9 protein-coding genes and 1 pseudogene are annotated in these 8547 nt (G+C 48.8%); all 10 read left to right on the top strand.

The window, feature by feature from the left end; translation table 11 throughout:
* Positions 1–93 precede the first annotated feature (93 nt).
* Positions 94–258 (top strand): hypothetical protein, encoded by a 165-nt coding sequence (locus tag J2Z49_RS14255; protein ID WP_307403787.1) that lies wholly within the window; start codon positions 94–96, stop codon positions 256–258.
* Positions 259–329: 71 nt separating this feature from the next.
* On the top strand, positions 330–2114 hold the full coding sequence (locus J2Z49_RS14250; protein ID WP_307403785.1) for a hypothetical protein: 1785 nt from the start codon (positions 330–332) through the stop codon (positions 2112–2114).
* Between the two features lie 336 nt (positions 2115–2450).
* Positions 2451–2762 carry an ATP-binding protein gene (locus tag J2Z49_RS14245; protein ID WP_307403784.1) on the top strand — a complete coding sequence of 104 codons (312 nt, stop codon included), beginning with the start codon at positions 2451–2453 and terminating at the stop codon, positions 2760–2762.
* Positions 2763–2778: 16 nt separating this feature from the next.
* Positions 2779–3183, top strand: a complete 405-nt coding sequence (locus tag J2Z49_RS14240) for a hypothetical protein (RefSeq protein ID WP_307403782.1) — start codon at positions 2779–2781, stop codon at positions 3181–3183.
* A 61-nt stretch (positions 3184–3244) separates the two neighbouring features.
* Positions 3245–3847, top strand: coding sequence for a nickel insertion protein (gene larC, locus J2Z49_RS14235; protein WP_307403780.1), 603 nt, complete (start codon positions 3245–3247; stop codon positions 3845–3847).
* Between the two features lie 106 nt (positions 3848–3953).
* Positions 3954–5180: a sensor histidine kinase gene (locus J2Z49_RS14230; protein ID WP_307403778.1), complete on the top strand. Its 1227-nt coding sequence runs from the start codon at positions 3954–3956 to the stop codon at positions 5178–5180.
* The gene (locus tag J2Z49_RS14225; protein ID WP_307403776.1) at positions 5161–5907 is read left to right on the top strand and encodes a response regulator; all 747 of its coding nucleotides are present in this window, start codon (positions 5161–5163) and stop codon (positions 5905–5907) included. Before J2Z49_RS14230 ends, J2Z49_RS14225 begins: the two co-directional genes overlap by 20 nt.
* 108 nt (positions 5908–6015) lie before the next feature.
* Positions 6016–6789 carry a nickel pincer cofactor biosynthesis protein LarB gene (gene larB / locus J2Z49_RS14220; RefSeq protein WP_307403775.1) on the top strand — a complete coding sequence of 258 codons (774 nt, stop codon included), beginning with the start codon at positions 6016–6018 and terminating at the stop codon, positions 6787–6789.
* A 70-nt stretch (positions 6790–6859) separates the two neighbouring features.
* Positions 6860–8125 carry a nickel pincer cofactor biosynthesis protein LarC gene (gene larC / locus J2Z49_RS14215; RefSeq protein WP_307403773.1) on the top strand — a complete coding sequence of 422 codons (1266 nt, stop codon included), beginning with the start codon at positions 6860–6862 and terminating at the stop codon, positions 8123–8125.
* A gap of 157 nt (positions 8126–8282) precedes the next feature.
* Positions 8283–8547, top strand: a pseudogene (locus tag J2Z49_RS14210) (hypothetical protein); the annotation flags it as partial.

Raw genomic sequence — 8547 nt, 5'->3', positions numbered from 1 at the left:
GTTGCAGATTATTCTGGTATCGGAAATAGTTGCAGATTGTTTAGTCTGCGAAAATGGGCAGGGGTTGGGCTAAATTAAAGTGAGAATTGACACTTGGGTAAAATTTCCGGCCAAGTCCTGGAGATCCAGGTGAACGAGATATACTGTACCAAGCCGGGAGCCGAAGCCGGAAAACGTCTGGATACCATGGGGTATGAGAGGATGAAAAATTTTGAAGAAAGCCGTTGGAAGGATATTACTCCACCCCAGCTCAAGTAAGTCCTTACTAAGGAAAACCGAGTCAAATTCAGATTAATGTTATAAAGTACAAATATTTGGGAGGTTTGAAGATGCAACGAGAAGTACTGGCCGCTTTTCGGGCAGCTACAGCGCAACCTGATTATCTAACCACAGAAAAATTTGACGCCATTTTAGGTGGGTTTGGTGTTTTTAATTTGGGTATTTGGGCTGCTGCCAACGTTATCGCGAAGGAAATGAAAAAAGGCAAAAAAATTAATGTTGGGGTCAGTAATGAACAGCGTACGGAAATAGATGACCTGGCAAAAAAAGTGGTTAACGTTTTAATGGCCAACGGTGCCGATGCATCCAACGCTTCTCTGGCGGCGGCTACTCTTTTATACTGGGCCGGAAGCAACGTTACCGCCGGTATCCCGGCTCCCAACAGAAAACTAGGGGCCGTCTGCCGGATGGCTGCAGGCGCGCCGGCAGGGAGGGTGGCCAACATTCCCACCGAAAAATTAAACAACAAGATTTCTGGCTTTGCTGCCGTGCGGGCTATTTACGAGGCAATGGATAAAGAGACCCTGGCTCCCTGGAAGGGGGAAATCACCCCTGTTGGTGTAGCGGGCAGCCCGGTAACTGGCCATACTAGAGTGGGCGAGGATATTCTGTTTCCTGAACTGGCCCAAAAACTGGTTAAAATTGGTGTGGAGGCGATGCTGCGGGCATATAACTCCGTCGGGATTAAACCCTGCCGCTGGATGTCTGCCGTCATCGCCTGCGCCGCCGCTTTAGAAATTTTGCACCCGGACGCCTACGTGGGTGAAGAATGGGGCCCCTTTCTCCAAACCCGGACGCCATACGTTTGTGGTTTGGCAGCGGTGAAAGCGGCCAACATGCCAGAAAAGATCCATATCCGGGGCACCGGCGAAGAACTGGAAACGGCTAAGGTGGTAGGCGACCTGGGGATGATTCTCAAAGATTGCGGCCAGCCTACAGTGGTGGGAATGATCATGTTCAACGAAATATGCGCTTTGATCCAGGAAGGAGCTATCCTGGGTGTGGGGCGCAGCGGCGGCCCGCTGCTTCTGCCGCTAACCCACTGGTGCTCAGCGGCTTCCCTTTCACTTTACCTTCTTGGTAAAGGTATGGAAGAAGAGGCAATTGCGGACGTAATTAGAAAAACAATGGAAGGTTATTTCCAGACCGAACATGCTGCTGTGGCCACCAACCTTTTGGCCAGAAGGGCCAACTTCATTGAACGCGGTCCGGTTACCCGGATAGTAATGCTGGCTACTGAACCTGTGTTGACTAAGTCCGTCTACAAGCGTGTCGTCTACACTTATGAAGGGATGCAGGCCGGCAAAAGTGTCACCGAGATAACTAGAGAATTGGAAGACGCTAGAATCAAAGCAATTGGTGAAGGTGTAGCCCGTATTTTCAGCAAGGTGCTGAATAAAAACATAGAATATGTCCGGTTCTACAATGTCCGACCCGGTGCCGGCCGCCGGACGCATAAGTTCGCAACCCAATATTTTGCTTTTGACGGATACGTGGATGTAGAAGTCAAGGTTGACGGCCAGGTTTATACTTTCGAAAATATCTTGGCAAAAACGATTCCCGACGCCTTGCTCTCCGGGGATGCGCAAACCCTGGATATAATTCAAACTTTTGCCGCGGGGGCTGTTGATCTGCTTAATGCCGGTGCAGTAGCCATGGATGTGGTCGTTCCTGCCTGTGTAGGAGCGGCTATGGGCCTTCCTCCGGAAGATGCCATCAAGCAGGCAACAGCCGGAGCAACCATCAGTATGAGCATACCAGTTCCTTCTATCAAGGAGTCAGTAACCTTAGCTGCCAAAATATCCCAGGAACTAAAAGAGTTACAAGTAAGCTAATAAAAGGAAGCTAATAATTTTATAGAACCCGTCGGAAAACTTCCTCGGGCGGCGTTCGTCCCTTCGTCGCTCCGGTGCTCCAGGCCGACGAAACATCGGCTTGCTTTGGACGTGAACCACAATAGCGCAACAAAGTCGCTTTGCGCTGAATTTGCGCTGTCGGTTCGCCTGCCTCGGCTGCATGTGTTTCGTTGTCGGCTTTTCGCAGGTCGCTCGTTAAGGGACGAGCGCCGCCCTTGTTCCTCAGGAGGTTTTTGACATTCTTTTATAATTTATGTACCGCCCGGCTTAAACCTTTCTATTAGCCGGGCGGTAAAAACACAAGGAGGAAACTTTATGGTTAATCAAAACTTCGAACAAAAATCGGAGATACGATGTAAAACTAAGCTGCCCAAGCAAATGCCGTGGGTGATTCCCGTTAACTGCGAGGGATGCGGGGACTGTGTAAACAAGTGCAAGAAAGGTTACTTGCAAATGATCGAAACCAACGTTAAGGGTGTATTTGTCCCCTGGCTGGCCGAACCGGAAAAATGCACCGGTTGCGGACAGTGTGCCAGCACCTGTGTGATGGGCGCGATTGTGATGACGGAACATGTCGAGATGGCCCTGAACCGCTTTTTGGAACAAAAGCCTACGATTCCGACTTAAAGGTGGGATAGAAATTATGGAGGAACGAGTCGTCAGCGAAAGAGAATTTATTAATTATTTCAAAGGACTGGGAGGGTACTGCACTTATCACGACTCTCTCCGGACTGTTCAAAACCTCCTGCAAATATTAAGCAGCTCCTTTGGAATAGATGCTCAACAGCTCTCCTCCCTTTTACCGGAATCAGTAAGAATTATGTTTAATAAAGGGTTAGCGGAGCAGCCGCTTTCCAGTCAGTTCACAGCTAATTTTTCCAGCAGGGAAATATTTGAAAAGGCGCTCTTGACCCTTTTCGGCACACTCAAAGAGAAATGCGCTTCCAAGGCAGCGCAATGGCGTGCCCTGTTGCCCGCGGAGCTTAAAGAACTTTGGGACAAAAGCCGCACCATCGATCAATTACAGGAAGCCGGGCAGTGTTTGTGACGTTAGCGATTTTCGTGCCGGTCCGGTACGGTTCAGATTTAAAAACTAGGGAGAATGCCATATGCAACAGAGTAAATTGATTATTGCCCAGGTTGACCACGCATCAGGAGAAGTTATTGGCGAGGCAATGCAAGAGTTGATGCAATTAGGTGCAAGAAACGTGCAACTCATTCAGACCGTTACCAAAAAGGGTAGGCCTGGATATATTTTATTTATTGACCTGCCAGTAGAAAAAGTTACCGGCGTAGCCACTTACCTGGCCACTGAGCTGGGTATTTGGGGTTACCATATCCTGGATAGTCAGCACATACACTTTGATCTTTTCTTCCGAGAAAAAACACTACGTCTGATTGCCGGCGAGAAAAATATTACTTATCAGTTAAAAGTAAAATATATTATGCAGAATGAGAAGTTATTGAACATCAAAGTGGATCACAGTCAATTGGTGGAAATTCAACAAATGTTCCTTGAATGGGGCATTTATTTCCCTTTGCGGGTATTGCGCACCTGCCTTGAAGCACAGCTCTGGTCTGGCGAGAACAGCGATATTTTATTTTTACGCGCTGATGATTTACCGGACTCTTTTCAACAGTCGGCAAACTTTCCTGAACATTGCCGCTTATCCGATTCGGCGAACATAAGCAAAAAACTAAAAATGGGTTAACGTTTACGAGCTTAAAAGTAATGTGGTATACTTAATATGGTTATTACCTTAAGGATTACCTTAAGGCTTAATGTTTAAAGCATAAAAACCTACTGCGGGTGACTTTATGTTTATAAAAGAATGTGATGATCAGTTGTCCAGCCAAATATTACAAACCATGCAGCCAATTCTGGATACGTTTAGTGAAATGCTGGGGATATGGCTGAAATTTTTTGATGTATCCGGTAGGTACATCATCACCGGACAAAATACCCGTCCCTGTAATTTTTGCCAGATGGTCAGAGCGGTCCCGAAAGGGTTGGAAAGGTGCCATTATTTTGCTCGGCAGGCAGTTAATCAAAGTAAAAATAAGCGCGGGCCATTTAAATCCGTTTGTCATGCCGGGTTGGTCACCGTAACGGTGCCCATTATTGTGGAAGATCGCTGTTTCGGAGCGCTTATGTCGGGAGAAATTGTAGAGGAGCCAGCAGAAGAAATAAAGCGGGAAGTTCTCAAGCGGACTGCCGATCTCCCACTTGACCAGGAGAGATTAATTAATTATTTTCAAGAACTCCCCCTATGGGAACCCCGGGAAGTGGAGATTTTGGCCAAAACCCTTTATGCCATCAGTAATTGTTTTATCGAGTTGGGGATGACCTTGGCCAGGAAGGAAAAGGTGGAATTAGTTAAAGCATTAAGAGAGGCTGAATTTAGGGCCCTTCAGGCACAGATAAATCCCCATTTTCTATTTAATACTTTGAACACAATAGAAATGCTGGCCATGATAGAGGGAGCCCGGCACACCGCCCAGATAGTTCATTCTTTAGCCCAAATCTTAAGACATAATTTATTCTCCAGAACTGAACTGACTACCGTGGCCAGCGAGTTAGAGAGCATCAGTCATTACTTGTTGATTCAACAATGCCGTTTGGGGGAACGGCTGAGGGTATTTCAAAATATACCCCCGGATTTGCTGGAAATGCAAATTCCTGCTCTCACTCTGCAGCCGCTTGTGGAGAACGCCGTAGTCCACGGACTGGAACCCCTGGAAGGGCCGGGAATTCTCGAAATAACCGGTGAAGCCGCCAATGATTATATCGTTTTTATAATTAGGGACAACGGCGTGGGCATAGCTGAACCAAAGTTAAAAGATCTGAGAAGTCGGATCATGGAGCTAAAATCAAATACCGATACGCTGGGGCTGGTTAACATTCAAAAACGTTGCCGACTGCTGTATGGACCCGGCTATGGAGTTACTATTATCAGCGTTTTGGGGAAGGGTACGGAAGTCAGGCTAAAGCTGCCAAAAACCACTAATACTGGTGGTGTTGCCGGTGAAGCTGCTTATTGTTGATGATGAACAGCTCACTAGGCTGGGGATCCGAATGATTATTGAAAACAGCGGGCTGCCTGTTGGACAGATTGGCGAAGCAGGGTCTGGTCAGGAGGCCCTCAAGCTGGCCAGGGAGGTCCGGCCAGAAATAATTTTGATGGATATAAAAATGCCCGGCCTGGATGGGTTAAGTGCCGCAAAGGAAATTAAAAAAATATCACCGGACACCGAGGTAATCTTTTTAACCGCCTACGGCCTTTTTGAGTACGCTCAGGAAGCGGTAAGGTGCGGAGCCAGGGATTACCTCCTAAAACCAATCAATCCGGCGGAGCTAATCAGCGTGCTTCAAGATTGCCTTTCTCGGGTTGAAAATACTCAACGCGATAAAGAAAAGGAAAAAATAAACCTGGTGAATAACTTAAGCTTGACCAGAGCCCAGCGAATTATCAACCAGGCCATTGAGTATATGCGGCAAAACTACCACAAGCCCCTGTCTTTGGAGGAAATGTCCCGGATTGTTTACCTGAGCCCAACGTATTTCTCGGCCATATTTAAGCAACAGACCGGGATGAGTTTCTCCCAATATTTAACTAAGCTGAGGGTGGAAAGGGCTAAGGAATTACTCGCCGATTCCGGGCGTTCTATTTCTGAGATCGCTCAGGCAGTAGGCTATACAGAAGGAAGTTATTTTTGCCGGGTATTTAAGAAAATAACCGGAACTACTCCAAGCGATTACCGCCGTGTGTAAGACAACCTTAAAATTTTATTATCTTGGGAGTCCCCCATGCCGCTAATATGCGGCAACACGAAGGATGAAAATGGTATTTTCGGAGGAGGAGGATGAGGAGGTAGATGCATGAACCAGCAAAGACTAAAAGAACTTTTAAACCGTCTCGTGCAAAAAGAAATTACCGTTGACGAGGCTGTGGAGAAGCTGAAAATGCTGCCCTATGAGGATTTGGGTTTTGCAAAAATCGACCACCACCGGAGCATTCGCTGCGGGTTTCCAGAAGTGATTTTTTGCGCGGGAAAAAAGCCCGAGCAGGTGGCCCAAATTTTTCAAGAACTTGCCGGCAGCCACCTGACCGTCCTGGGCACGAGGGCTGACGAACAGGCGTACCTGGCCGTCCGCGAGTTCTGCCCGGATGTCCGTTACTTTGCCGCCGCCCGCTGCCTGGTTTACGGGATGCCGGAAAAGCCCGTTTTTGCGGGTAAGGTTCTGGTCGTCAGCGCCGGCACTGCTGACCTGCCCGTTGCCGAAGAGGCGGCCGTCTGCGCCCGGGCAATGGGCAACCCTGTCGAGCAGTTGTTCGACGTAGGCGTTGCCGGGTTGCACCGCCTGCTGGACCGACAGCATTTGCTTGTTCAGGCGGCGGTAATCATTGTCGTCGCCGGCATGGAGGGGGCCCTGCCCAGTGTGGTCGGCGGCCTTACCGACCGACCGGTGATTGCCGTGCCGACGAGTGTTGGCTACGGAGCGAGCTTCGGCGGCCTTGCCGCGCTTTTAGGGATGCTTAACAGCTGCGCTGCCGGGGTAGGGGTGGTCAACATAGATAATGGCTTTGGAGCCGCTGCCCTAGCGACGGCCATTAACAGATTAATCCATAATTTTACAAATAATGCCAGGTAACCTTTTATCTTAATTTTTAATGATTCTTGATTTCAGCACCACATTGTTAATTTATTAAGGAGGTACGCCGGTGAAAATACTTTACCTGGATTGCTTCGGGGGGATCAGCGGTGATATGATGCTGGGCGCACTCATCGACGCCGGCGTTCCCCCCGCGGCCCTGCAAAGTCAGTTGAACCTTTTAGGTTTGGAAGGGTATTCCCTGAAAATTTACCAAGATAAAACATACGGTTTTCAGGGCACCAGATTCCTGACGGAAATTGAACAAAATCACCATTCTCACCGGACGTGGGAAGATATCCGCCGCATCATTGAGGACAGCGGACTGCGCCCGCAAATCAAAAAGAGGGCCCTGGAAATTTTTGAAAAGTTGGCCCGGGCAGAAGCCAAGGTGCACGGGGTCGACCCATGCCACGTTCACTTTCACGAGGTAGGGGCAATTGACTCGATCGTGGATGTAGTAGGGACGGCCATCGCCTTATACGAAGCGGGAGTGGAAAAAGTTTATTGTTCGCCCCTACCCACCGGATACGGATCTATCCAGTCTCACCACGGCGTGCTTCCCATCCCGGCGCCAGCCACGGCCGAACTTCTTAAAGGTTTTCCCCTCCGCCCCGTGAAGGTGGAAGGAGAGCTTGTCACCCCCACCGGAGCAGCCATCGTAGCCGCCCTGGCCGAGGGTTTTGGCCCCTTGCCGGTGATGAAAATTGCCCAAATTGGATACGGGTTGGGCGCCAACGACTACGGGATGCCTAATTTTTTGCGTGTTTTTATCGGCGAGGAAATTGAACAGCAGGAGAAAATAAAAACAGACCGGTCGGAGTTAGAACAGGAAATCTCTATCCTGCAAACCAACATTGACGACTTAAATCCGGAAATCCTGGCCTACGTGGCGGAAAAGCTGCTGGCCTCGGGGGCCCTGGACGTCTGGCTTACTCCTGTTGTCATGAAAAAAGGACGCCCAGCCAATTTATTAACTGTCCTATGCCTGCCAGAAAAAGAAGATGAGTTGCGGGAAGTTATTTTTACGGAAACAAGCACCCTGGGCGTGCGATGTCGTCGGGAGAGACGCGTTTACTTGCCCCGGAAACAGATTGACGTAGAAACGGACTTTGGGGCGGTGCGCGTGAAGGTTGCGGCCTGCCGCGACGACTCGGGCCGACAGATAAGTCCAGAATACGAAGACTGCCGCCGACTCGCCCAGGAAAAGAACGTCCCCTTGAGAAACGTATACTTGGGCGCCATTAAGGCTGCCGAGAAGATTTTGGGCGAAAAGGCTTCACCAGTGGGGCAGTTATGCGCAAGAGGGCAAGAGGAACGTAAGAAATATAATTAGTGTCTCCTGAAAAACAAACCACTTTAACCCTTAATTTTCCTCACTTTTTCCTTCTCTATTTGTCGCTTTGTGGTAAAATGGAGAGGGATGGAGAGATAAAGAGTGTTACGGCTTGAGAACGAGAAGGTCAGACAAATCAGCTTAATCGAGTCGTTTTTTGCCAAAAGAACTGTTCGAATTGGACGACGAACTCAAAAAGGTTGATGAACTCTTAAACGACGAACGCTTTTTGGAACCCTTCCTGGCCAGAGCAAACAAAAAAACCGGCCGACCGACGATCCCTGTGGAGGTCTTTTTGCGCTTCGGTATGGCCCGTTTTAAAATTGTTTCTTTTAAAACGGTCCTTACCGCTGTAAAGTTCTGTTCCCAGCAGAACTGGGCTGCTGTAACCAGACGTGAAGCATCGTCGATGAAAGCAATGA

The sequence above is a fragment of the Desulfofundulus luciae genome (assembly GCF_030813795.1).
GTDB lineage: Bacteria > Bacillota > Desulfotomaculia > Desulfotomaculales > Desulfovirgulaceae > Desulfofundulus > Desulfofundulus luciae.
Note: the sequence above shows the minus strand (reverse complement) of the source record. Positions and strands in the feature narration are given on the sequence as shown.